The 20,628-nt window shown below is 65.8% G+C and carries 20 protein-coding genes; 10 read left to right on the top strand and 10 right to left on the bottom strand.

Annotation, left to right across the window (positions count from 1 at the left end; translation table 11 throughout):
• The first annotated feature begins 58 nt into the window (after positions 1 to 58).
• Positions 59 to 790, top strand: a complete 732-nt coding sequence (locus VF631_RS13755) for a TerC family protein (protein ID WP_431850883.1) — start codon at positions 59 to 61, stop codon at positions 788 to 790.
• Positions 791 to 837: 47 nt separating this feature from the next.
• Here VF631_RS13755 and VF631_RS13750 read toward each other — a convergent pair whose 3' ends face one another.
• On the bottom strand, positions 838 to 1,818 hold the full coding sequence (locus tag VF631_RS13750; RefSeq protein ID WP_431850882.1) for a quinone oxidoreductase family protein: 981 nt from the start codon (positions 1,816 to 1,818) through the stop codon (positions 838 to 840).
• A 77-nt stretch (positions 1,819 to 1,895) separates the two neighbouring features.
• Between VF631_RS13750 and VF631_RS13745 the strand changes: the two genes are divergently transcribed.
• From VF631_RS13745 to VF631_RS13720, 6 genes are all read left to right on the top strand, one after another.
• Positions 1,896 to 2,126 (top strand): DUF6489 family protein, encoded by a 231-nt coding sequence (locus VF631_RS13745; protein ID WP_431850881.1) that lies wholly within the window; start codon positions 1,896 to 1,898, stop codon positions 2,124 to 2,126.
• Positions 2,123 to 3,412 carry a tRNA uridine-5-carboxymethylaminomethyl(34) synthesis GTPase MnmE gene (gene mnmE, locus VF631_RS13740; RefSeq protein WP_431850880.1) on the top strand — a complete coding sequence of 430 codons (1,290 nt, stop codon included), beginning with the start codon at positions 2,123 to 2,125 and terminating at the stop codon, positions 3,410 to 3,412. Before VF631_RS13745 ends, mnmE begins: the two co-directional genes overlap by 4 nt.
• Before the next feature lie 84 nt (positions 3,413 to 3,496).
• A complete protein-coding gene (gene mnmG / locus VF631_RS13735; RefSeq protein WP_431850890.1) occupies positions 3,497 to 5,362 on the top strand; it encodes a tRNA uridine-5-carboxymethylaminomethyl(34) synthesis enzyme MnmG in 1,866 nt (621 codons plus the stop codon).
• The gene (gene rsmG, locus VF631_RS13730; RefSeq protein ID WP_431850879.1) at positions 5,362 to 5,991 is read left to right on the top strand and encodes a 16S rRNA (guanine(527)-N(7))-methyltransferase RsmG; all 630 of its coding nucleotides are present in this window, start codon (positions 5,362 to 5,364) and stop codon (positions 5,989 to 5,991) included. Before mnmG ends, rsmG begins: the two co-directional genes overlap by 1 nt.
• An 8-nt stretch (positions 5,992 to 5,999) precedes the next feature.
• Positions 6,000 to 6,779 carry a ParA family protein gene (locus tag VF631_RS13725; protein ID WP_431850878.1) on the top strand — a complete coding sequence of 260 codons (780 nt, stop codon included), beginning with the start codon at positions 6,000 to 6,002 and terminating at the stop codon, positions 6,777 to 6,779.
• Positions 6,776 to 7,654 carry a ParB/RepB/Spo0J family partition protein gene (locus VF631_RS13720; RefSeq protein ID WP_431850877.1) on the top strand — a complete coding sequence of 293 codons (879 nt, stop codon included), beginning with the start codon at positions 6,776 to 6,778 and terminating at the stop codon, positions 7,652 to 7,654. The genes VF631_RS13725 and VF631_RS13720 overlap by 4 nt, the downstream gene beginning before the upstream one ends.
• Here VF631_RS13720 and holA read toward each other — a convergent pair.
• From holA to VF631_RS13700, 4 genes are read right to left on the bottom strand one after another with little or no spacing between them, the layout of a single operon-like run.
• Positions 7,651 to 8,667, bottom strand: coding sequence for a DNA polymerase III subunit delta (gene holA / locus VF631_RS13715; protein ID WP_431850876.1), 1,017 nt, complete (start codon positions 8,665 to 8,667; stop codon positions 7,651 to 7,653). The two genes, VF631_RS13720 and holA, sit on opposite strands and share 4 nt — an antisense overlap.
• Positions 8,664 to 9,161 carry an LPS assembly lipoprotein LptE gene (lptE, locus tag VF631_RS13710; protein ID WP_431850875.1) on the bottom strand — a complete coding sequence of 166 codons (498 nt, stop codon included), beginning with the start codon at positions 9,159 to 9,161 and terminating at the stop codon, positions 8,664 to 8,666. The genes holA and lptE overlap by 4 nt, the downstream gene beginning before the upstream one ends.
• A complete protein-coding gene (gene leuS / locus VF631_RS13705) occupies positions 9,158 to 11,680 on the bottom strand; it encodes a leucine--tRNA ligase (RefSeq protein ID WP_431850874.1) in 2,523 nt (840 codons plus the stop codon). Before leuS ends, lptE begins: the two co-directional genes overlap by 4 nt.
• A 13-nt stretch (positions 11,681 to 11,693) precedes the next feature.
• Positions 11,694 to 12,167 carry a DUF3576 domain-containing protein gene (locus VF631_RS13700; RefSeq protein WP_431850873.1) on the bottom strand — a complete coding sequence of 158 codons (474 nt, stop codon included), beginning with the start codon at positions 12,165 to 12,167 and terminating at the stop codon, positions 11,694 to 11,696.
• Positions 12,168 to 12,434: 267 nt separating this feature from the next.
• Between VF631_RS13700 and VF631_RS13695 the strand changes: the two genes are divergently transcribed.
• Positions 12,435 to 13,139 (top strand): porin, encoded by a 705-nt coding sequence (locus tag VF631_RS13695; RefSeq protein ID WP_431850872.1) that lies wholly within the window; start codon positions 12,435 to 12,437, stop codon positions 13,137 to 13,139.
• Here VF631_RS13695 and VF631_RS13690 read toward each other — a convergent pair.
• The gene (locus tag VF631_RS13690) at positions 13,112 to 13,639 is read right to left on the bottom strand and encodes a thiamine phosphate synthase (protein WP_431850871.1); all 528 of its coding nucleotides are present in this window, start codon (positions 13,637 to 13,639) and stop codon (positions 13,112 to 13,114) included. The genes VF631_RS13695 and VF631_RS13690 overlap by 28 nt on opposite strands.
• Before the next feature lie 60 nt (positions 13,640 to 13,699).
• Between VF631_RS13690 and VF631_RS13685 the strand changes: the two genes are divergently transcribed.
• Positions 13,700 to 14,368 carry a YggS family pyridoxal phosphate-dependent enzyme gene (locus VF631_RS13685; RefSeq protein WP_431850889.1) on the top strand — a complete coding sequence of 223 codons (669 nt, stop codon included), beginning with the start codon at positions 13,700 to 13,702 and terminating at the stop codon, positions 14,366 to 14,368.
• The gene (locus VF631_RS13680) at positions 14,365 to 15,027 is read left to right on the top strand and encodes an HAD family hydrolase (RefSeq protein ID WP_431850888.1); all 663 of its coding nucleotides are present in this window, start codon (positions 14,365 to 14,367) and stop codon (positions 15,025 to 15,027) included. Before VF631_RS13685 ends, VF631_RS13680 begins: the two co-directional genes overlap by 4 nt.
• Positions 15,028 to 15,032: 5 nt before the next feature.
• Here VF631_RS13680 and ribA read toward each other — a convergent pair whose 3' ends face one another.
• From ribA to VF631_RS13660, 4 genes are all read right to left on the bottom strand, one after another.
• A complete protein-coding gene (ribA, locus tag VF631_RS13675; protein ID WP_431850870.1) occupies positions 15,033 to 16,079 on the bottom strand; it encodes a GTP cyclohydrolase II in 1,047 nt (348 codons plus the stop codon).
• Complete coding sequence (locus VF631_RS13670; RefSeq protein WP_431850869.1) at positions 16,076 to 16,870, bottom strand: exodeoxyribonuclease III; 795 nt, start codon at positions 16,868 to 16,870, stop codon at positions 16,076 to 16,078. The genes ribA and VF631_RS13670 overlap by 4 nt, the downstream gene beginning before the upstream one ends.
• Before the next feature lie 366 nt (positions 16,871 to 17,236).
• Positions 17,237 to 17,863 carry a LolA family protein gene (locus VF631_RS13665; protein WP_431850868.1) on the bottom strand — a complete coding sequence of 209 codons (627 nt, stop codon included), beginning with the start codon at positions 17,861 to 17,863 and terminating at the stop codon, positions 17,237 to 17,239.
• 293 nt (positions 17,864 to 18,156) lie between these two features.
• Positions 18,157 to 20,523: a DNA translocase FtsK gene (locus VF631_RS13660; protein WP_431850867.1), complete on the bottom strand. Its 2,367-nt coding sequence runs from the start codon at positions 20,521 to 20,523 to the stop codon at positions 18,157 to 18,159.
• Positions 20,524 to 20,628: the final 105 nt, after the last annotated feature.

The raw sequence follows: 20,628 nt of genomic DNA, 5'->3' as shown, positions 1-20,628 counted from the left end.
GGCTTGCCTTACTCGAGCCTCCTCTTATTGAGGCGCAAATTCCAGGGAACGCCACCACATGCACGATCTCCTCATGACCCTCTCGGCCGCGGCCGCGCCTGCGCTCGGTGAGGGCGGCTTGGCCGGCATGTGGCAGGCGGTGGTGAAAGACCTCTCCAGCCTCAACACGGCAGCGGCGTGGGTGGTGTTCGGCCAGGTGCTGATGATCGACATCATGCTCGCCGGCGACAACGCCATCGTGGTCGGAGCGCTCGCCGCCGGCCTTCCTGCCGATCAACGCAAGAAGGTCATCCTGATCGGCATTATCGCCGCTCTGGTGTTGCGCATCTTTTTTGCCCTTCTGGTTACCCAGCTCATGCAGATCGTGGGCCTGATCTTCGCCGGCGGACTGCTTCTGCTGTGGGTCAGCTGGAAGATGTACCGCGAGCTTCATCATTCGGGCGCAGCCGGGGGTTCGCCGGAAATCGATGGCGACGAGCACGCGAACGTCCCGCCGGCCAAGAGCTTCGCCGGCGCTGCCTGGGCGGTCGCGGTTGCGGACGTCTCGATGAGCCTGGATAACGTGCTCGCCGTCGCCGGCGCTGCTCGCGAGCATCCGGGCATCCTGATCATCGGCCTGCTGCTCGCTGTCGCTCTGATGGGCGTCGCGGCCAACATCCTTGCCCGCTACATCGAGCGTTACCGGTGGATCGCCTGGTTCGGGCTCGTCGTCATCGTCTATGTCGCGGGCAAGATGATCTACGAGGGCTTCATCGATCCCTCGGTCGGCGTGACGACTCTGTTCAGCTGACGTCGACCTCCACGTTCCCGCGGAAGCGAGACAAGCTTCCGGCTTTTCTACGGCAGGAGGATGGTCGATCCGGCCGTCCTGCGCCCCTCCAGCGCGCTGTGCGCCGCGGCGGCTTCGAGCAGCGGGTACCGCGCCCCGATCTGTGGCTTGACCACCCCGCCCGCCACCATCTCGAACAGCCGCGCCGCCGAATGCTCCAGCTCCTTGCGATCCGCGACATAGTCGAACAAGCTCGGTCTCGTCAGGAACACCGATCCGGCCCGGCCCAATTCGAGCGGGCTGAAAGGCGGCACCGGCCCCGATGCGTTCCCGTAGCTGACGATCATTCCCCGCTTGGCGACCGAGCCGAGCGAAGCCGCCCAGCTGGCCGCTCCCACACCGTCCAGCACCACCTGGACGCCGCGCCCGCCCGTCAAGCGCCTCACTTCGCCCGCCAGTTCCTCCATCGCGCAGCTCAGTGCTTGATCCGCGCCGAGCGCCGTCGCTTTCGTCGCCTTCTCGGCACTCCCGGCGTGCGCGATGACGACGGCGCCGAGCGCCTTCAGCCATGGCACCAGGATCGATCCCACGCCGCCGGCGGCTGCATGAACCAGAACGGTGTCTCCATCCTGCACCTTTGCGCAGCGTTCGATCAGCATCTCCGCCGTGCAGCCCTTCAGCATGATGGCTGCGGCTTCCTCGCCTTTCACGCTGTCCGGCAGCTTCACGAGGCGCGATGCCTGGATGGTCCTGTGTGTCGCATAGGCTCCGAGTGGTCCAGAGAAGTATCCCACACGGTTCCCCTCCAGGAACCCGGTCACCCCCGCTCCGAGGCCCTCGACCAGACCCGCCGCCTCGACGCCGAGCCCAGATGGCAGCGGTACCGGATAGAGTCCTGACCGGTGGTAGGTGTCGATAAAATTGAGCCCGATCGCCTCGTGACGAACCAGCACTTCGCCGTCGCCCGGCGGAGGAACATCCATCGGTTCCGCTTCGAGAACTTCCGTGCCGCCCGTCGCTCGCAAGCAGAATCGGTACGCTTCAGCCATGCTCGTTCTCCAGCCTTGCACCAACCGGCGCGACCGCTCACATCTGCGCTGCCCAGCCTGAACCGCAAGGAGCGCAGATGAAGGTCACCGTCAACGTCGATTGCACGCCCGAGGAGGCGCGGCGCTTCCTCGGCCTGCCGGACCTCACGCCCGTCCACCAGGCCTATGTCGATATGCTGCAACGCGCCGTTGCCGATGGCGTCACGCCTGACATGGTCGCCGACATGATGAAGAGCTGGGGACCCATGACCGAAGCCGGTTTGGGTGTCTGGCGCCAGATGTTCGAACAGGTGAGCGGGAAGAGGTGAACGCCGACACGATTTTCGCGCTCTCTTCCGGCCAACCTCCAGCCGCTATCGCCATCGTCCGATTGAGCGGCCCGGCCGCCGCATCTGCCTTGGAGACGCTGGCCGGCTTACTCCCCGTTCCCCGCACCGCCAGTTTGCGGACCATCGCTCACCCAGCGACCGGAGAACCCCTCGATCGCGCCATCCTGCTTTTCTTCCCGGGCCCGGACAGCGCGACCGGTGAAGACATCGCCGAGCTGCATCTTCACGGCGGCCGATCCGTCGTGGCGGCGGTTCTCGATGCACTCGGAAGCATCAACGGTCTTCGCAGCGCGCAACCGGGCGAGTTCACCCGCCGCGCGTTCGAGAATGGCCGGATGGATCTTGCCGAGGCTGAAGGACTGGCCGACCTGCTCGCCGCCGAGACCCAATCCCAGCGTCGCGCCGCCTTGGCGCTCGCCGGGGGAGCGCTCAGTCGCCGGGTCGAGGCGTGGCAGGATCGCCTTCTTCAACTCGCGGCCGCCGTCGAGAGTCTGCTCGACTTCTCCGATGAGGGCGACGTGGGTGACGAGCTTCCGACCAGCTGGACGGCCGCTCTTGGTTCGTTGACCGTTGAACTCGACCAGCTCCTGCGAAGCCCACCTGCCGAACGGCTGCGCGATGGGATCCGCGTGGTAATCGCCGGGCCCCCCAATGCGGGCAAGTCGAGCCTGCTCAACTGGCTCGCTGGGCGCCGCGCCGCGATTACTTCCGCGATTGCGGGCACGACCCGCGATCTGATCGAGGCGCCGACTGCGATCGGCGGCGCGCCCTTTCTGCTAGTAGACACGGCGGGCTTACGGGAGGGTGCGGATGCGATCGAGGCGGAGGGCGTGAGCCTCGCGCGCGCGAGCATGGCCGCCGCGGACCTGATCCTCTGGTTGGGCGATCCGCACGACTGCCCCGATCCTGCCCGATCCATCCTCGTCGCCTCGAAGGCAGACCTCTATCCGGAGCCGCGGCGCCCTCTGGCTGACATTCACGTCTCCGCGGAGACGGGGGAAGGAATGGACGCGCTGATCGCCCTCATGGTCGATCGAGGCCGCGCGCTGCTGCCCCGGGAAGGCGAGGTGGCGGTCAACGCTCGGCATCGAGCCGCTCTGGCTGACTGCGTCTGCCACTTGCACTCGGCGGCGAACTCCACGGACCTCCTTATCGTTTCTGAATCCCTGCGCCTCGCCCGCGCGTCACTCGATCGCATCACCGGTCGCGCCGGCGTGGAGGACATGCTCGACCGGCTGTTCAGCTCCTTCTGCATCGGCAAATGACTAGATCGAAGTTTCACGTGAAACAGCGCGACCGACGAAGCCTCTCCTTCGACAAACCGGGCCCGTCCCGCTAGAGGGCTGATGATGCCTACCACCACTTACGATGTCATTGTGGTCGGGGGCGGCCATGCCGGCTGCGAAGCTGCGGCCGCCGCGGCCCGCCTGGGCGCCTCTGTCGCACTCGTCAGCTTCAGCCGCGAAACCATCGGCGCCATGTCGTGCAACCCGGCAATCGGAGGGCTCGGCAAGGGTCACCTTGTTCGCGAGGTCGACGCGTTCGACGGCCTGATCGCCCGCGCCGCCGACCACGCCGCAATTCACTATCGCGTGCTGAATTCCAGCAAGGGCGCGGCAGTCCGGGGTCCCCGCGTCCAGGCGGACCGGAGCCGCTTCAAGGCAGCGATCCACGCGTTGCTGGATTCCGAGCCGAACCTCGAGATTGTGGAAGGCGAAGCCGCCTCGTTACACCTGCCCGGCGGGGGCAAGCAGGTGCGCGGTCTTCGGCTGGCGGACGGCAGGCTATTGGAGGCGCCAGCCGTCGTCCTCGCCACGGGCACCTTCCTGGGCGGCAAGCTTCACTTCGGAATGTCCAGCCGCGCCGGCGGGCGGGTCGGCGAGTCCGCAGCGACTTCGCTGGCCGCTCAGCTGCGGGCCCTCGGCCTCCCGATCGCACGCCTGAAAACCGGAACCCCGCCGCGACTGGACGGCCGCACCATCGACTGGACCGTCCTCGAACGACAGCCCTCCGACGAGGGCGACTGGACTTTCTCCTCGATGAGTGACGGCCGCCCGGCGCCCCAGCTCTTTTGCGCCGTCACCCGCACCAACCAGCGCACCCACGATCTGATCCGCGCCTCGCTCGACCGCTCCCCACTGTTTGCGGGCGAGATCGAGGGCGTCGGGCCGCGTTATTGTCCGTCGATCGAGGACAAGGTTCATCGCTTCGGCGACCGTGACGGCCACCAGATCTTTCTCGAACCGGAAGGCCTGGATGATCATCTCGTCTACCCAAACGGCATCTCGACGTCGCTGCCCGAGGACGTCCAGCTTGACATGGTGCGCTCTATGCGGGGTCTGGAACGGGCAGAGATCGTCCAACCAGGTTATGCGGTGGAATATGACTATGTGGACCCGCGCACGCTCGACCCCACACTGTCGGTCCGCGCTGACCTGATCCATGGCCTGTACTTGGCCGGCCAGATCAACGGCACGACCGGCTACGAGGAAGCCGCCGCCCAGGGGCTCGTCGCCGGCCTGAACGCCGCGGCCTGGGTGGCAGGAAAGCCGCACGTGATCTTCGATCGTAGCGAGTCCTATATCGGGGTCCTCGTCGACGATCTCACGCTACAGGGCGTCACCGAGCCTTACCGTATGTTGACAGCGCGCGCCGAGTACCGGCTTCGCCTTCGGGCGGACAATGCCGACGCGCGGCTGACCCCGAAGGCGATAACGATCGGCTGCGTCGGTCCGGAGCGCCGCGCCCGGTTCGAGCAGTCTCGTCGTGATCGGGCCCGGGTAGAAGATGAACTCGGCCGGCGCTTCACCGGCGTGCAACTGAACAGCGCAGGGGTGTCGGTTCGGGATGACGGGGTTAAGCGCACCCTCGCCGATTGGCTCCGCTTTCCGGAGCTGGACGCGACCGGCCTCATTCAGCTCGCACGTGCGCTCGCCACCTCCCCCCTCTCTATCGTGGAGGAAGCGGTTCAGGACCATCGCTACGCTCCGTATATCGCGCGACAGCAAGCCGAGCTCACCCGGCTCAAAGCTGACGAAGCGGTACGCATACCCACCATGATCGACTATCATTCCCTACCTGGACTCTCGACCGAGATGGCGGAACGCCTGGCGGCCAGCCGCGCCCAGACGCTCGGCGCCGCGGCCCGGATTCGCGGCATCACTCCGGCAGCTCTAACCGCAATCCTGGTCCACGCGCGGCGCAAAGCCGCCTGATGAGCGAGGATGCGCGCCGCATTCTCGCGGAGCAGTTCGGCGTTTCACGTGAAACACTCGACCGCCTCTCCGTCTTCGTCGATCTCCTCGCCCGCGAGAACCAGCATCAGAATCTCATCGCGCGCGGCACTTTCGGCAACATCTGGTCGCGCCACATCCTCGATTCCGCGCAACTCCTTCGGTTCGTCCCCGCAGCAGCCCGCACATGGCTGGACCTCGGAACCGGTGCCGGATTTCCGGGACTTGTCGTCGCAGCGCTCCATCCGGTGCAGGTCACCATGGTGGAAAGCCGGCGATTACGCGTCGATTTCCTCCGGCGCGCGGCCGAGACTCTCGCCCTGCCCAGTTCAACACAAATTCTGTGCAGCCGGGTAGAGCGATTGGAACTGCCCACTCAGGACGTAATCAGCGCCCGCGCATTCGCGCCGCTGGACCGCTTGCTGGACCTTGGCCAACGCTTCGCCGCACCACAGACTCGCTGGGTCTTACCCAAGGGCAGAAATGCACAGTCGGAACTGGATGCAGTCCGGTCTTCGTGGCAAGGTAAGTTCCACGTGGAACCAAGCCTGACAGATCCCGAAGCGGGGATAATCATTGCGGAACAGGTTCGGCGGAGGGGCAGGGGTTAAACAAAGAAATGATCCGGATCGCGGTTGCCAACCAGAAGGGTGGAGTCGGCAAGACCACGACCGCGATCAATCTCGCCACCGCGCTTGCTGCGACCGGCTGGCGCGTTCTCCTGATCGACCTTGATCCGCAAGGCAATGCATCGACCGGTCTTGGAGTAGCGCATTCCCAGCGCCAGCAGTCCAGCTACGAACTGCTCACGGGCCAGTGCAGGCTCGAACAGGCGGTCGTCCCGACCCGGGTTCCGCGCCTCGACCTCATTCCCGCCACGGTGGATCTGTCCGGCGCGGAGATTGAACTGGTCGAGCTTGAGGACCGTACTCACCGGCTCGACAAAAGCCTTGTCGACGCGAGTGCACGCTGGGACATTTGCCTGGTCGACTGCCCGCCCTCACTCGGTATACTGACGATCAATTCGCTGGTGGCTGCCAACTCGGTCCTGGTTCCACTCCAGGCGGAGTTCTTCGCGCTGGAAGGCCTCAGCCAGCTTCTCCAGACAATCGAGCGGATTCGCGCCCGCTTCAACCCGGAGCTCTCCATCCTTGGCGTGGCGCTCACGATGTTCGATCGGCGTAACCGATTGTCCACGCAGGTGGCGGACGACGTCCGCGCCTGCCTCGGCAAGGTTGTTTTTCAGACCGTGATTCCGCGCAACGTCCGCCTGTCGGAAGCGCCGAGCCATGGCGTCCCCGCGCTCATCTACGACCATCGTTGTTCCGGATCGGAGGCTTATATGGCGCTTGCACGTGAGTTGATCGACCGCTTGCCGAAACCGGCAGCCGCGGCATGAGCGAGCCGCTTCGCAAGCGACCGGCCGGGCTCGGTCGCGGCCTGTCTTCGCTGCTCGGCGAAGTCGCGCACGAGGCGCCGGTCGGCGGCAGCGGGACCGTCCAGACGCTGCCCGTCGCGAGCATCGAGCCGCATCCGGATCAGCCGCGACGGCATTTCGACGAGGACGCACTTGCGGAACTCGCCGAGTCTATCCGGCTGCGGGGCCTTATTCAGCCGATCGTTGTCCGCCCGAACGGCCACCGGTACCAGATCGTCGCCGGCGAGCGCCGCTGGCGCGCCGCGCAAAGAGCGCAGCTTCACGAGGTTCCGGTCATCATCCGCGAGTTCGACGATGGTGAGACGCTCGAGGTCGCGCTGATCGAAAATGTGCAGCGCCAGGATCTGAACGCAATCGAGGAAGCGGAGGGCTACAAGCGGCTGATCGACCAATTTGGCCACACGCAGGATGCGCTCGGTAAACTCGTCCACAAGTCGCGCAGCCACGTCGCCAATCTGCTTCGCCTGCTCGAGCTCCCTGAGCGCGTGCGCACGTCCGTCGCCACGGGCGAACTCAGCATGGGCCATGCCCGCGCGCTCGTGCCGGCACAGAACCCGCAGGCCTATGCTGACGAGGTCGTCAGGCGGGGGCTCTCGGTCCGCGACACGGAAAAGCTTGTCCGGATGGGCCTCGGCCGGAAGGCCAGCCAGCCTCGCCTGCAATATGCGAAGGCGGCGAACGAGGATATCGACGCTCTACAGCGTCAGCTCGGCGACCTGCTTGGGCTGAAGGTCACGATCAGCCACGGTGACGACGGCGGAACGGTTTCGCTTGGCTATTCCACGCTCGACCAGCTCGACATGATTTGCCAGCGGCTCAGCGGTGAGAAGATCTAGCGCAACCGAGCCGCTTGCCGGCAGATTGCGAATAGCTCTTCATCGACTGCTAGCGGGCCAAGGCCGCCCGATGCCTTGACCTGACGCTCGGCCTCGAGCAGCCGGCCCATCCCGCGGGCGATCATCTCCGCGGGCCAACGGGCGAGCTGGCTGGTGATCGCGTCCTTCTCCTTCCAGAAGATCGCCTTGCCGCGCGCGGCGACTACGGACTCGACGCTTCTCCCACTCTCCACTTCAGCACGCATGCCGGCGAGCATAGCGAGGCGGCGCAGGACCGCCCGGATCAGCGGGATCCCTTCTATGCCTTCGCTGGACAGGTGGAGGAGTTCGGCCTGCAAGCGCGCAGGATCGCCGTTTCCGACGCTGTCGACCAGCCGGCTGAGGTCGCCTTCCTCCCGAGCCGCGCCGATCGCCGCAATCGCTTCCTCTTCGACCATCTGAGGCCGTTCAGGCGCGGCATCGAGGAATAGCGCTATCTTCACCAGCTCCTGCTCGATGATCGCACGATTCCCCGCCGTGCTGTCGGAAATCATGCGGGCGACTTCCGGGCGGATCGAAAGCCCCTTCTCACGGGCGAGTTCCTGCACCAGGCGTGGCGCGTTGCGCGCATCAGGCAGGTAGCTGACGAGGGCCAGCGCCTGCTTGGACGCGAGAGCGAGCTTGAGCAGTTTGCTGGTGGGCTTCAAAGCGCCCGCCACAATGACCACCATGTTGCCGGCGGCGGCCGCTTCGAGCAGGCCCTCGACTGCCGTCACCACTTCTTCCCCGGCCGGCTCCACCACGATGTGACGCGCCTCGCCGAACAGCGACATGGACGCCGCTTCGTCGGCGAGCCTGGCCGGATCGCCCCTGAGCTCTGCACCGCTCATCTCCACCCTTTCGCCCCCACTTGCGCCGGCGAGCTTCGCAAGGGCGCGCGAGCCCGCCTCGTCGGGGCCGTAGAGAAGAATGAAGCGCTGGGCGGGGGAGGGCGCCTTCAGCGCGCGCTCGACGGCGGCTCTGTCCGCCCTCACCGACCGGGGCCGGTCCGCGACGAATAGAGGGCGACACGGGTAACGATTTGATCGGCCACTTCCCGTGCCAGCCGCTCGAGCGCAGTCTGTTCGGCAGCAACCGTGGCGTATTCGGAGCTGACCACGTCGATGCCCGCATCCGAACCGGCGGTCGCGTCCAGCAGCACTGTGCCGACGGCAGCGTCGACCAGCCGGTAGCGCGCGCGCAGTGTGCGGCGCTCGCGAGCGACAGCGTCATCACGCCGGATGCCAAAGCCAATGATGTCGTCGTCCAGTTCCACTTCGAGCCGATAGCGCGCCTGCACGCCGGCAGGCGCCCCGAGCCGATCCTCAAGCGCGGTGCGGACCATCCACCCAGATCGCCCGCCGATCGGAGCGACATCGACGGAGCGAAGGCTCTGCGCCACCGCTCCGGCTCCTCCGCCGCTATAGAGGGGGCGCAGGCCGCATCCGGCGAGGAGCAGGGTAGAGGCGAGAAGGATGAAGAGCCTCATGCCACCAGGTTCACGAGACGATCGGGTACCACGATGACTTTCCTGGGGGCTCTGCCCTCCAGAATCCGGACGATCTTCTCGGACGCCAGGGCAAGCTCCTCCAGAGTCTCGCGCGGCGCACCCTTCGGAGCGGTCAGCGTATCGCGCAATTTCCCATTGATCTGAACCGCGATGGTGACTTCGTCCTCGATCAGGAGTGCCGGATCGGCGTCCGGCCAATCGGCTTCGGCGATGAGCCCCTCGCCGCCGCGCGTTGCCCAGGCTTCCTCGGCGAGGTGGGGCACCATGGGTGCGACCAGCCTCAGCATCGCTCCTGCCGCTTCGTCTCGGGAGGTGGTCGGTGCCGCCTTCTCGATCGCGCTGGCAAGTTCGTATAGATTCGCCACTGCCTTGTTGAACGCGAGCGCCTCGATATTCGTGCTGACGGCGGCGATGGTCCGGTGGAGCTTGCGATCAAGTGCCGGATCGCGGCCGTGCCCCGCGCCCTCACCGTTCTGGATGCGCCACAGTCGCTGGACGAACCGCCAGGCGCCCTCGATCCCGGCCTCTGTCCATTGCAAGTCTCGCTCGGGCGGCGAATCCGATAACAGGAACCAGCGCAGCGCATCGGCGCCATATTGCTCCACGATGGGTTCGGGAGGCACCGTATTCTTCTTGGACTTGGACATCTTTTCGATGCGTCCGATCTCGACAGCGCTCCCGGTGGCGGATTCCAGCAGACCCCCCGGGCCGACCTCGACCTCCTCAGGCGAGAGCCAGCGTCCATCGAGCGAACGATAGGTCTCGTGTGTCACCATGCCTTGAGTGAAAAGTCCGGCGAAAGGCTCGGAAACGCCGATCCGTCCGATGCGATGCAGCGCACGAGTCCAGAAGCGCGCATACAGAAGATGCAGGATCGCATGCTCCACCCCGCCGATATATTGATCGACGGGAAGCCACTGCGCCGCAATTTGCGCGTCGAACGGCTGGTCTCCGGGCTGGCTGGCGAAACGGATGAAATACCAGCTCGAATCAACGAAAGTATCGAGCGTGTCGGTCTCTCGGACCGCGCTGCCGGCGCAGCGTGGGCATTCGACATGCTTCCACTCCAGATGGCGTTCCAGCGGGTTTCCGGGCAGATCGAACGTCACATCGTCCGGCAGGACAACCGGTAGCTGGTCCTTTGGAACCGCAACCGGACCGCACTTGGTACAGTGTATGATCGGGATGGGCGTCCCCCAGTAACGCTGGCGCGAGACACCCCAATCGCGCAGCCGCCAAGCGATCGTACCCTCGCCCCAACCTTCGGCTTCGGCGCGGGCGACGACCGCCGCCTTCGCTTGTTCGACGCCCATGCCATCGAGAAAGCGCGAATTTACGAGGACACCGTCGCCGCTGTCGGCCTGCTTGTCGACCGGCGCGTCCGCCTGATCGGCAGCGGCGGCCACGACGCGGCGGATCGGTAGGTTGTACTTGGTCGCGAATTCGAAGTCGCGCTGGTCGTGGGCCGGCACGCCGAAGATCGCGCCGGTGCCGTAATCCATCAGTACGAAGTTCGCGATATAGACCGGCAGCGTCCATTCCGGATCGAGCGGGTGAACCACGCGAAGACCGGTATCGAAGCCCTGCTTCTCCGCCGTGTCGAGCTCGGCCGCGGTGGTCCCGCCACGCTTGCACTCTGCGATGAACGCGGCGGCGCGCTCGTCTTGGCCAGCCAGCGCGAGCGCGATCGGGTGATCTGGCGAGATTGCCGCGAAGCTCGCGCCGAAGATGGTATCGGGACGGGTGGTGAAGACTTCCAGGGGAAGGCGGGCTCCCTCTTCCTGGGCAAAAGCGAAGCGAAACCGAAGCCCCTGGCTCTTGCCGATCCAGTTTTCCTGCATCAGGCGGACCTTGTCAGGCCAGCGGTCGAGCGTTTCGAGGCCGTCGAGCAGTTCCTCGGCGAAATCCGTGATCTTCAGGAACCACTGGTTGAGCTTGCGCCGCTCAACCAGTGCGCCCGAGCGCCAGCCGCGACCGTCGATCACCTGCTCGTTGGCGAGCACGGTCATGTCGACCGGATCCCAATTGACCTCGCTTTCCTTGCGGAAGACGAGACCGGCCTCGAACAGGTCCAGGAACAGCGCCTGCTCGTGACCATAATATTCAGGGTCGCACGTCGCGAACTCCCGGCTCCAATCCAGCGAAAGGCCGAGCAGCTTCAATTGCGACCGCATCACGTCGATATTGGCGCGGGTCCATTCGCCGGGATGCACCCGCCGCTCCATCGCGGCGTTCTCGGCCGGCATTCCGAACGCGTCCCACCCCATCGGGTGGAGCACCTCGAAACCCTTCATCTTGCGATAGCGCGCGAGCACGTCGCCCATCACGTAATTGCGCCCGTGGCCGACGTGGATGCGCCCCGATGGATAGGGGAACATCTCCAGCACGTAGCTCTTCGGCTTTGGGCTGTCGTCGGACGCGCGGAAAGTGCCGCGCTCTTCCCAGATCTGCTGCCAGCGCGCATCGGCCGCGAGCGGGTTGAAGCGCGACGTCGCCATCAGGAGAAGTCCGTCAGCCGCTGACCGCGTTGCGGCGCAGGTCGCGCGCCTTGGTGAGGATGATCTCCTCCAGCTTCTGCACGGTTGCCGCCGCGATCGGTGCTTCGACCCACTGCCCGTTCTGCATGACCTGGCGCGAAGCCGCAACGCGCAGCGCGTCGGCGCGAAGGTCGCGGTCGAGAATCGTGGCGGTGACCTTGATCCGCTCGCCCGGCGACTGCGGGTTCGCATACCAGTCGGTGACGATCACTCCGCCCGCGGAATCGACCTGCGCCATCGGCGCGAACGAAAGCGTATCGAGCGCCGCGCGCCACAGGTAGGCGTTGACCCCGATCGTGGTGACCTGCGAGGCGGCAGCGTCGGCGGCGCGAACGCTGCTCCCTGAGTTGCGGCCCAAGGTTGCGTTGATGTCGTCTCGAATGGAGTCGCAGGCCGAAGCGGACAGGCCGCACATCATGATGAGGCCGAGCGAAGCGAAACGGGACATGGACATTCCTTGAAGCGACTTGGGTGCGCCGCCGTTATAGGCCGGCGAACGCGTGCGGCAAGCGCCGTCGCCGGGTATGGCGCGACGGCCTCGTCGTACTGAACGCCAAGTCAAGCGCATCTGTACAGACTGGCGTAAGTTGTTGTGGAGAAGATGCAACAGAGGATCGGGATTCGGCCGGGCAGGAGGCGATTGGCTGGCCTCATGCGTTGGGCGCTACTACATCTCTGGGCTCATGGGAGTCGGGTTGTGATCAGGCTGGGTGGGATGGCTGCACTGGGGGGCGCGTCGTTGGCGGCGCTTGCGCTCGTGCTGGCGCCTGCCGTTGCCGCTTCCACGCAGAACCAGGCCAAGAAAAAGGCACGCAGCGCCCGCTCGCTCAGCATCGGCAGCTTCACGCCGGCGGTGGCGGATCCCCGGCTCGCGGCCGAATTCGCCCGCCGCGGCCTGCAGCCGAGCAGCTTCCGGTTCACACCTTCGTCGGCTTCGCCCGAAAAGAGCAAGGCAGTCCGGGTCGCGGTGCGGGCGCGTACGATCACGCCTGCGGCCGTCACGGCCCAAGCAACGCGCGTTGCGGACAGCACGCCGGTGAGCGCGATTACCCCCACGGCTTACAATCTCGGCGTCTCGGTCGGCTGGAAGGGTTTCGCCCTGTCCGGCGACGTCGCGCGTGTGCAGGGTGGTCCAATCCCGGGCGGCCGCGAGGCGGCGGAAGTCGGCATCAGTTATCAAACCAAGAAGTTCACGGGTCGCGTTTCGGCCGGCGCCGAGCGGAGCGACGGCACCCTGCCGCGGATTGTACCGGTCGAATCCAGCTACTCGCTTGATGTCGGCGGCTCCTATTCGATCACGCGCAACCTAGCTGTGACCGGCGGCGTCCGCTACAAGATCGATCGCGACCGGCTCGAGCCGATTGCCGATCAGCGCCGCGACAGCCAGGCCGTTTATCTGGGAACCGCCTTCCGCTTCTGAGCCGGGGCGTAGCTCCACGCATCAATGCCGGCCCAGCCATAAGCGCCTGGGAGATGCCGCGCCCGGCGTTCGTTCATTCCGCCGAGCGCGATGATCGGAACTCTCGATGCACGCGCGAGCAGCCCGAACCTGACCGGTCCGAGGGCTCGCGCTCCCGGATGCGAGCGCGTCGGGAAGACGGGCGAGAGAAAAACGAGCGCTGCGCCTCCACGCTCTGCCGCCCTGATCTCCCGGACGTTGTGGGCGGGCGCTGTCCTGAGCAGGTTCCGGTATCGCGGTCCACGTCCGTGCCAGCCGATCGCCCGCCAAGCCCGCGCGCTCCTTGGGCCACCAGCCGCCAGCAGCATCAGCCGCTTCCGCCGGCATAGTTCCCGCAGCCTCGCAAAGAGCGAACGTCGCTCCGCATCGGGCAAGCCGTAATGCCGGAAGACCACGCCCGCGCCGGCCGGCAAGCGCTCCAGCGCCGTCCAGAGCGCCTCTCCTTGCCGTTCGTCGGTCATCAGCCAAAGGCGGGGCAAAGACTGGTGGTGGGGACGCATGGCCGATCCTATAGCGCGCCGATGATCGAGACATCACCCGCCGAGCGGCTCCGGATGGTCAAGCAAGGCATCGCGCGTGCCGCTGGCCTCGCCCGTCGCTCGCCGGACAAGGTCAATCTGATCGCCGTGTCGAAGACCCAGCCCGCCGAGGCGGTGGTGTCGATGATCGAGGCAGGGCACCGTGCGTTCGGCGAGAACCGGGTTCAGGAAGCCCAGGCGAAATGGCCGCCACTTCGGGAAATCTTCCCCGGCCTGAACCTGCACCTGGTCGGAACGCTCCAGTCCAACAAGGCTGAGGAAGCGGTGCAACTGTTCGACTGCATCCACTCGGTCGACCGCCCCTCGCTGGTCACAGCGCTCGCCAAGGCCATGGCCAAGGCGGATCGACGACCGGACTGCTTCATCCAAGTCAATGTCGGTGACGAGCCGCAGAAAGGCGGATGCGTTCCGAACGAGTTGCCGGCGCTGGTGGAGGCGTGCCGCACGGCCGGGCTGCCGGTCATCGGCTTGATGTGCATCCCTCCCGCCGACCTCGAGCCGGCGCCTTACTTCGCGCTGCTCGCCAAGCTCGCTCGCCGCCACCATCTCCCGGCGCTGAGCATGGGCATGTCGGCTGATTTCGAAACTGCGGTGATGGCCGGCGCGACTCATGTGCGGGTCGGCACTAACCTGTTCGGAGAACGCAGCTGAGGTTCTCAGGGTTGATCTTCGACTTCGACGGCGTGCTGCTCGAAAGCGAATATGTCGGCAACAAGCAGATCGCCGATTATCTGACGGCGATTGGGCATCCGATCAGCGTCGAGGAGGCGTTGGCCGAATTCATGGGACTGTCGGGCCCAACCTTCACCGACGCGATCGAGCGCTGGCTCGGCCAGTCGCTTCCCTCAGGGTTCCACGCCGCGCGTGAGGAGGAGGATGCGCGCGTCCTTCGCGAAGGCATCGCCGCGGTCGCGGGCGCGGTCGAATTCGTGGAAAGCCTCGCACCGGACCTGCCGCGGGCGATCGCCTCCTCAAGCTCGCTCGATTGGATCAGGGCGCATCTCGATCATCTCGGAATACGGGGATGCTTCGAGCCGCATATCTACAGCGGCAAGGTTCATGTCTCGCGCGGCAAGCCCGCTCCCGACCTTTACCTTCACGCCGCCGCGGCGCTCGGAGTTCGGATCGAGCGGATCGCGATCATTGAGGATTCACCGGTCGGGGTGGCGGGGGCCGTCGCCTCCGGCGCGTTCGTCATCGGTCTGGCGGCGGGAAGCCACTGCTCCAGTGGCCATGCCGAACGTCTTCTCAAGCTCGGCGCGCAGGCGTCTGCGAAAAGCTTCGAGGAGGTCGCGGCGATCCTCGCCTGACGAGATCAGAGCTGATGACCGCTCCGTAGCCGCTTCGCGTCGAGGTAGCCGGCATTGTGCGGATTGTGTCCGGCCCTGAGCGGAACCCGCTCGGTGACGCGCACTCCCTCAGATTCCAGCCCCGCGACCTTGCGCGGGTTGTTCGTGAGCAGGCGCACATCATCCTGGGCAAGCAGCCGCAGCATCCGCGCCGCCACGCCGAAATGGCGCTCGTCGTCACCAAACCCGAGCCGGAGGTTGGCATCGACAGTGTCGAAACCCTGGTCCTGCAGCGCGTAGGCCCGCAGCTTGTTCACCAGCCCGATCGCGCGGCCTTCCTGCCGCAGATAGAGCAGGATACCCCAGCCGGAAGCAGCGATCACCCTGAGCGCATCATCCAACTGCGGCCCGCAATCGCATTTGAGTGAGCCCAGCACGTCCCCCGTTAGGCATTCGCTGTGCAATCGGACGAGGGGAGGGTGGCCGTTTGGACCACCGATCAGCAGCGCGACATGCTCAGCCGCATCGTCCTCCGAGCGGAAGGCGACGACCTCCGCCTGCTCCGCATGGCGCGTCGGCAGCTTCGCGCGCGAGGCGATACGAAGCCCCGCAGCCTCAGCTGACGCCATGATGTCTCGCGCCGCGACAACGGCCGGCTCTTCGGCCGCTCCGTCGATGAACAAGGCCGGTAACAACCCGCACAAACGCGCGAGCCTGAGTGCCGCCTCCGCACCATCCGGCGATCCGACCGGGACTGTCTGGAACGGGCCCTTGAGGGGTGTCCTGAGGTCCAGAGCAGGATCGGCAAGCGCGGTGGCCCCGGCAAGGTCGATCCACGTTGCGCGCACGACCCGTACCGGGCCCGTGGAAGTCGCGTCCCGCTGGTTGGTGAGTTTCAGCGTCGCCGCCCGGCTGCCCGAGATCAGAATGTCCGCACGGGCCTGCCCATCGAAGGCAGCCAACGTGCCGTCATCGGCGGTTTCAATCGCGAGATAATTTGTGCCGTCGATCGCGACCGGCCAGCCGCGCTTCAGCGCATCGACTGCGCGGGCGAGATCGCGGCCACCGCTCAAATGGCAAACTCGGTTACGAGCGGGACATGATCGGAGGGCCGAGTCCAGTTGCGGCAGGGCTCGTGGACGTGGTGCTCCCTGGCCAGTGCCGCAACGTCCTTTGTCGCCCACATATGGTCGAGCCTACGGCCTCGATCATTCTTCGACCAATCGGGCGAGCGGTAGCTCCACCAGGTGTGAAGTCGCTTTGGCGCCGGGTGGAAATGGCGGCCGAGGTCGACCCACTCGTTGCTCTGCTGCAGGCGCGTTAGTGCCTCCACTTCGACTGGCGTATGGCTGACCACGTTGAGCAGCTGCTTATGACTCCAGACGTCGCAGGGCAGCGGGGCGATGTTGAAATCGCCGACCAGAAGGGTGGGGCATTGGCACGCCTCCGACCAGCGGGTCATCCGCTCAACGAAATCGAGCTTCTGGCCGAACTTCGGGTTCTGCTCGCGATCGGGCACATCGCCCCCGGCGGGCACGTAGACATTCTCCAGCCGCATCCCGTTCGGCAGGCGCACGCCGATGTGGCGCGCTTCTCCGTTCGCCTGCCAATCCTCCCGCTTTTCTTCGACGAGCGGAACGCGGCTGATGATCGCCACACCGTGGTGCATGCGCTGGCCGCACAGGATGATGTGCCGGTAACCCAAGCGAAGGAACATGGCCTTGGGAAAGTCGCAGTCGATTACCTTTGTCTCCTGGAGGCAAAGGATATCCGGCTGCTCCTCGATCAGGAACTGCTCCACGATCGCAATGCGGGCACGCACGGAATTGATGTTCCAGGAAGCGACTTTGAGCGAGGGCGACATGGCGAAGATGTAGCGATGGCCCGCGTCTCTGTCGATGTTGCGGCGCGGCGGAATGGCAGGCTGGAACGCAAAGACCCCCGCTCCGGGGGCGTGGAGCGAGGGTCACCAAGCGTATGTTACGCGAGGACAATCACGGGCACCGGAACGGGCAACAGGGGGAAAACCCGAAGCGGCGCGCCGCAATTGCAGACTTTTCTCTACCGATTCGATCCTGTCGGAGCGATGAACGCCGTTAACCTTTTCGCAGCTGCGAGAAAAAGTGCGGCGGAAATGAAAAACGCCCCGGCGATACTCGTACCGGGGCGTCAGGGAGATTACGTGGTGGTCTTGAAACGCGCTAACATAAGCTAGGTTCCCCCCGAAATCTCATCCCCGCTTGGCCTTGCGAGGATCGACGAACGTAAAGGCGCTGTCCGCAACCGCGACGTTGAAGCGGTGTCCCGACAGCTTCACTGTCGACCGATTCTTCTGGGCATCGATCGACGTCCAGCCCGTCAGCATCAGCCCCGCCGGCCCGCTCGGTACCTTCGCAAAGGCCAAAGTGATCGTCCCGAATTCGGGTCGTTTGGGATCACGTGCCTGGACCAGCAGCACCCGCGGGTCGCCCGATGGGATCACCTTGGCGACCCGGGACAGATCCTTGTTCGGATCGAGTAGGACGGCGAGCGGCGAATTGCCGATCGGCCAGCCCGAAACCTGCTTCACCTGATAGTCGATCATCGTCAGCCTACGGCCATCCGCGACGATCAGCAGCGGGATGCCGCGGCCATATTGAAAGCGTGCCTTTCCGGGCTGCTTCATCGTCAAGACGCCCTGCAGCGTCTGTCCATTGCGGCCGCTCTGGCTGAAGTTCGCCGTCATCGTTCCGACCGCTTTCAGATGCGCGCTGACCTGCGACAAAGGCGAGGCCGCCTGCGCCGAAAGGGCGACCGGCGCCAGCAGGGCCGCGCCGAGAGGCGCGGCGAGAAGGGTGAGCGCTGCGAAACGCTTCATGGGAAACTCCGTGTCTGTTCGGGGGCCAAATGCGGGTCGCGCCTTGAATGCCCACTGAACCCGGCGGTTCCGGCTCGTTCAGCTTTGCGGGATGTGGACGGCTCGGCCTTCCAGGAAGGTTGCTCCGGACAGTGCTTCACTGGAGGCGGCTTTCCGAAAGCCACTTGCCGCCCCTTCGGCTTTGTCCGGAGTGCCCCTTTACGCCCCACGCCACTCCGGAAACCAGCTTAGCCGCTCGGTTCCCGCTGGATAGCGCCGCCGAGTCGGACCGTGCCCAAACCGAGTCGAGTTGATCAGATGGCGTGGCCGTCCGGATCGATCAGCACTTCGCGCCGGCCAACATGGTCGGGGACGGAGACTTTGCCGTCCTTTTCCATGCGCTCGATCAGGCGCGCGGCATTGTTGTAGCCGACCCGGAGTTGGCGCTGGAGATAGGAGGTGGACGCCTTCTGGCTCTCCGCAACGACCTGAACCGCTTTGCGGTAGAGCTGGGTCTCGGCATCCTCGTCGCCGGTAGGCTGGCCTTCGAACATGTAGCCGCCGTCTTCCGGCTCCTCCGTGACGGACTTCACGTAATCGGGATGGCCTTGCCCGCGCCAGAAATCCGCGACGGCGCGGACCTCCTCGTCCGACACGAACGGTCCATGGACGCGGGCGATCTGCTTGCCGCCGGGCATGTAGAGCATGTCGCCCTTGCCGAGCAGCTGCTCCGCGCCCTGTTCGCCGAGAATGGTGCGGCTGTCGATCTTCGAGGTCACCGAGAAGGAGATCCGGGTAGGCAGATTGGCCTTGATGACGCCGGTAATGACGTCGACCGATGGCCGCTGCGTCGCCATGATGAGGTGGATGCCCGCCGCGCGCGCCTTCTGGGCGAGGCGCTGGATCAGGAACTCGACTTCCTTGCCGGCCGTCATCATCAGATCGGCCAGCTCGTCGATGATGACGACGATCTGCGGCAGGACCTCGTAGTCCAGCTCCTCCATCTCGTAGGTCGGCTGGCCGCTTTCCTGGTCGTAGCCGGTCTGCACCTTGCGGCCGAGCGGCTGGCCCTTGGCCTTGGACTCGCGCACCTTGGCGTTGAACGAGGACAGCGCCCGCACGCCCACGGACGCCATCATGCGATAACGATCCTCCATCTGCTCGACCGTCCATTTCAGCGCCCGGATCGCCTTGGCGGGTTCCGTCACGACCGGCGAGAGCAGGTGCGGAATGTCCTCGTAGATGCTGAGCTCGAGCATCTTGGGATCGATCATGATCATCCGGCACTGGTCCGGGGTCAGCCGGTAGAGCAAGGACAGGATCATGCAGTTGAGGCCGACCGACTTGCCCGACCCGGTGGTGCCGGCGACGAGCAGATGCGGCATCGGCGCAAGATCGGCGACGACCGGATCGCCGGCGATGTTCTTGCCCAGGATCAGCGGCAGGGACGCTTGCTGGTCCTCGAACGCGTCGCTTGCGATCAGCTCGGACAGCGACACCATTTCGCGCTTGGCGTTGGGCAATTCGATGCCGATCACGCTGCGGCCGGGAATGGTCGCCACGCGCGCGGAAAGCGCAGACATGTTGCGGGCAATATCGTCGGCAAGCTGGATCACCCGGCTCGCCTTGATGCCGCTGACCGGCTCCAATTCGTACATGGTAACGACCGGGCCGGGACGGATCTCGACGATCTCGCCCTTGACCGAGAAGTCCTCCAGCACGGATTCGAGCAGCCGCGCATTGCGCTCGAGGCCCGCTTTGTCGAGTTGCCCGCTGACCGGGGGCGGAGGCGGAGCCAGCAGGTCCAGCGTGGGGAGCTGATAGGCGTCGCCGAGCGCGAGCGAAGGCTGCCGCTCGCGCTGCGGGCGCTTGTTGGCTTCCGGTCGGACGCGGTCGGCGATCACGGTGCGTGGCTCCGGCGCCGTGATGAGCGGTGTACGGGCGCGTGTTTGCGCGGGCTCTTCCGTTTCTTCCGCTTCGTCGTCGAAATCCGGCAAGGCGGCGGTGGCAGGCTCATCCGGCGCCAGGCGATTGCGTTGCGGCAGCTTGGGCAGGGCAAGACGGCGGCTCGCGATCCACTGCCGCTCCTCCGCGCGCAGGCCCAGGCCAAGGTAAAGCAGGAACGCGCCGGCCAACCAGGCGAGCGAGATCGTCACAATGCGGAGCGGGTCCGCGACGTCGGGCTGGGCGATCGAATGGAGCCCCCATTCGATCAGCTTGCCGAAGCTGAGGCCGAAAGCCCCGCCCCACCCGGCCGGGAGCCCGTTGACCGCACCGCCGAACAATAGAGCGCCGCCGGTGCCGGCGAAGATGATGCCGAGCAGGGTCAAAGCGAGCGAGCGGCCCCAGCGCCCGGTGTCGGTGCCGCGGGCGAGCCGCAGCCCCAGTACAAAGGCGAGCGGGACCAGCAGGCCCGATCCTGGGCCCCACAAGCTGAGCAACAGGTCCGACCCGTAAGCGCCGAACCAGCCCATCCAGTTGCCGACGGGCCCCGCCGCGGCGGTGTTGAACGAGGGATCGCTCGGCCGATAGCTGGCGAGCGCGATCAGAATGATCAGCCCGGCCACGACCAGGCTTGCGCCGCCGAGCAGGGTGCCGGACCGTTTCGCACCGCGCTTGACGCCGTCCCGCCATTCGGCAAGCCGCGTTCCGCGGTCCGTGATTACTGCCCGTGTCGCCATCACCCCGGCCCCCGTATGTTCCGATGGTTATCATGCATGTGCGCGGACTCCGCGGTCAAGCGGCGGAGGGCCGCTTGGCGTTGCGCCGTTGCATCGCTAAGCCGA

Source organism: Allosphingosinicella sp., from assembly GCF_036387615.1.
Taxonomy (GTDB): domain Bacteria; phylum Pseudomonadota; class Alphaproteobacteria; order Sphingomonadales; family Sphingomonadaceae; genus Allosphingosinicella.
Note: the sequence above shows the minus strand (reverse complement) of the source record. Positions and strands in the feature narration are given on the sequence as shown.

Bases quoted from the DNA above. Each gene is read 5' to 3' on its own strand.
- VF631_RS13755 (WP_431850883.1), top strand. From the start codon at position 59: ATGCACGATCTCCTCATGACCCTCTCGGCCGCGGCCGCGCCTGCGCTC.
- VF631_RS13750 (WP_431850882.1), bottom strand. From the start codon at position 1,818: ATGGCTGAAGCGTACCGATTCTGCTTGCGAGCGACGGGCGGCACGGAA.
- VF631_RS13745 (WP_431850881.1), top strand. From the start codon at position 1,896: ATGAAGGTCACCGTCAACGTCGATTGCACGCCCGAGGAGGCGCGGCGC.
- mnmG (WP_431850890.1), top strand. From the start codon at position 3,497: ATGCCTACCACCACTTACGATGTCATTGTGGTCGGGGGCGGCCATGCC.
- rsmG (WP_431850879.1), top strand. From the start codon at position 5,362: ATGAGCGAGGATGCGCGCCGCATTCTCGCGGAGCAGTTCGGCGTTTCA.
- VF631_RS13725 (WP_431850878.1), top strand. From the start codon at position 6,000: ATGATCCGGATCGCGGTTGCCAACCAGAAGGGTGGAGTCGGCAAGACC.
- VF631_RS13720 (WP_431850877.1), top strand. From the start codon at position 6,776: ATGAGCGAGCCGCTTCGCAAGCGACCGGCCGGGCTCGGTCGCGGCCTG.
- lptE (WP_431850875.1), bottom strand. From the start codon at position 9,161: ATGAGGCTCTTCATCCTTCTCGCCTCTACCCTGCTCCTCGCCGGATGC.
- leuS (WP_431850874.1), bottom strand. From the start codon at position 11,680: ATGGCGACGTCGCGCTTCAACCCGCTCGCGGCCGATGCGCGCTGGCAG.
- VF631_RS13700 (WP_431850873.1), bottom strand. From the start codon at position 12,167: ATGTCCCGTTTCGCTTCGCTCGGCCTCATCATGATGTGCGGCCTGTCC.
- VF631_RS13695 (WP_431850872.1), top strand. From the start codon at position 12,435: ATGGCTGCACTGGGGGGCGCGTCGTTGGCGGCGCTTGCGCTCGTGCTG.
- VF631_RS13690 (WP_431850871.1), bottom strand. From the start codon at position 13,639: ATGACCGACGAACGGCAAGGAGAGGCGCTCTGGACGGCGCTGGAGCGC.
- VF631_RS13685 (WP_431850889.1), top strand. From the start codon at position 13,700: ATGATCGAGACATCACCCGCCGAGCGGCTCCGGATGGTCAAGCAAGGC.
- VF631_RS13670 (WP_431850869.1), bottom strand. From the start codon at position 16,870: ATGTCGCCCTCGCTCAAAGTCGCTTCCTGGAACATCAATTCCGTGCGT.
- VF631_RS13665 (WP_431850868.1), bottom strand. From the start codon at position 17,863: ATGAAGCGTTTCGCAGCGCTCACCCTTCTCGCCGCGCCTCTCGGCGCG.
- VF631_RS13660 (WP_431850867.1), bottom strand. From the start codon at position 20,523: ATGGCGACACGGGCAGTAATCACGGACCGCGGAACGCGGCTTGCCGAA.